Source organism: Variovorax sp. 20P10.2.4 (assembly GCF_058244205.1).
The window spans coordinates 1-2,280 of the sequence record NZ_JBZAYE010000909.1 but is presented as its reverse complement, the minus strand read 5'-3'; the positions used below and the strand labels follow the sequence as shown (position 1 = coordinate 2,280).

Genomic DNA, 2,280 nt, shown 5'->3' with positions numbered 1-2,280 from the left:
CTTCCGCCTCAAGCTGCTGCTGATCGCGCTGGCCGGCGCGAACGCGGCGCTGTTCCATGCGCGCGGCGGCTCCGCGCTGCTCGACGGGCCCGCCGCAAAGACCGGACGGCTGCAGTGCCTGTTGTCGCTGGCCTTCTGGCTCGCTGTCATCATCTGCGGGCGCTGGATCGCCTATGCCTGAGCGGGCCTCGGCCCGCTCCCACCCTTCCTCCGAGGAGAACGCCATGCCGCTGCCAAGACGCGCCTTCGTTGCCAGTTCGCTGGGCCTCGGCCTGGGCCTCGCGCTGCCGGCGCGCGCGCACCATGGCTGGAGCAGCTTCGACCAGGAGCGCCCGCTCTACCTCGAGGGCCGCGCCACCCGCGTGATGTGGCGCAACCCGCATGGCGAGCTCGAACTCGAACTGCCCGAGAAACCCGCGCTGCCGGCCGACCTGAAGCAGCGCGCGCTGCCGAAGCAGAGCGCCTCGGTCGACGGCCCCGCGCTGCTCGCCAAGGCCCAGCTGCCGACGCGGCGCGATCGCAAGTGGCTGGTCGAGCTCGCACCGCTCACGCGGCTGTCGGCCTGGCGCGTGGAAGAGATCAAGACCGGCACGCAGCTCGGCGTGCTGGGCTTCACCTTCACCGGCGAGAAAGGCGACGCGGTGCTGCGCGCCGAGTACCTGTTCGTCGACGGCAAGGTCTACGGGCTGCGCTCCTCGCCGGCCTGAGCTTCCTTCCGCGATTCTTCTCGCGCCCTCCGCCGCGCCGCGCACGCGGCGTTGTCCGTCGTTCCCCGGCTTGCAAGCCATGCGGTCGATCGGTACATTGCATTTTTTGAGGGCCATTCATGTCCGTCGACAGCACTGCGATCCCTTCGTCCTCCGCCTCCCCCGTTCCTCCCACCGTGCCGGTGCCACCGGTTCCCTCGGCCGCCGCGCTCCCGGTCCAGACCGTCGTCCCCACGCCCAGCGGCCACATCCGGCTGACCTCGCACAGCGGCGGTTTCGGCGCGCTGCCGATCCGCTGGGGCGCGGCCACCGCCACCGAGCGCGGGCCGATCGTCGGCACCACCACCAAGCGCGCGCACCGCAACGTCATCGGCACGCACAGCGGCTCGTACAGCGTTTACCGCGCGCTCGCGGTGGCCGCGGGCGCGCTCAAGCGCGAGCACAAGGCCGACCTCACGAACACCGCGCCCACCGACATCATCGGCCCCTATCCGCAGTGGGGCGAGCCCGGGCGCATCGTCTCGCTCGACCCCTGGGGCGCGCTGGTGGCCGATGCCTTCAAGAACGAGCTCGCGGCCGGCTACGACATCCGCCCGACCATCGCCATCACCAAGGCGCACGTGATCCTGCCCGAGGTGATCGAGGCGCTGCAGAGCGGCCGCCTCAAGGCCGACGGCCACTTCCTCACGGCCGGCGGCGCCGCGATGGTGACCAAGGCCGCGATCGAGCCCGTCTGGTACCTGCCCGAGGTGGCGCGGCGCTTCGGCTGCTCCGAGACCGACCTGCGCCGCGTGCTGTTCGAGGAAACCGGCGGCATGTACCCCGAGTTGGTCACGCGCTCCGACCTCGAGGTGTTCCTGCCGCCGATCGGCGGGCAGACGCTCTACATCTTCGGCAACCCGCGCGACCTGGCCAATCCCGAGGTCGAGCTCACGGCGCGCATCCACGACGAGTGCAACGGCTCCGACGTGTTCGGCTCCGACATCTGCACCTGCCGGCCCTACCTCACGCACGCCATCGAGGAATGCATCCAGGGCGCGCAGCGCGGCGGCGTCGGCCTCATCGCCTACTCGCGCAAGGAAGGCCGCGCGCTCGGCGAGGTCACGAAGTTCCTGGTCTACAACGCGCGCAAGCGCCAGGTCGGCGGCGACACCGCCGACCAGTACTTCGCGCGCACCGAATGCGTGGCCGGCGTGCAGGACATGCGCTTCCAGGAGCTGATGCCCGACGTCTTCCACTGGCTGGGCATCCGCAAGATCCATCGGCTGGTGTCGATGAGCAACATGAAGTTCGACGCCATCGTCGGCTCGGGCATCGAGATCGGCGAACGCGTGAACATTCCAGACGAACTGATCCCCGCCGACGCGCGCGTCGAGATGGACGCCAAGATGGCCGCCGGCTATTTCACGCCGGGCCCGGTGCCGGACGCGGAGGAACTCAAGAAGGCCAAGGGCCGGGGACTGAACGAATGACGAGCAGCAACAACGATTTTCGCGACCATCTTCCCGTCGACGGCTCGGGCAGCCTGCGGCCCGGCGACGAGGGCCGGGTCGATCCCGCGACCGAGTTCGCG

Annotated in this window: 2 protein-coding genes and 1 pseudogene; all 3 read left to right on the top strand. The window is 70.1% G+C overall.

Features of this window, described 5'->3' with window-relative positions; translation table 11 throughout:
* Window positions 1–181, top strand: a pseudogene (locus AC27VN_RS39285) (hypothetical protein); the annotation flags it as partial.
* Window positions 182–224: 43 nt separating this feature from the next.
* Window positions 225–707 (top strand): DUF6152 family protein, encoded by a 483-nt coding sequence (locus tag AC27VN_RS39280; RefSeq protein ID WP_490880186.1) that lies wholly within the window; start codon window positions 225–227, stop codon window positions 705–707.
* Between the two features lie 119 nt (window positions 708–826).
* Window positions 827–2,179, top strand: coding sequence for a GTP cyclohydrolase II (locus tag AC27VN_RS39275; protein WP_490880185.1), 1,353 nt, complete (start codon window positions 827–829; stop codon window positions 2,177–2,179).
* Window positions 2,180–2,280: the final 101 nt, after the last annotated feature.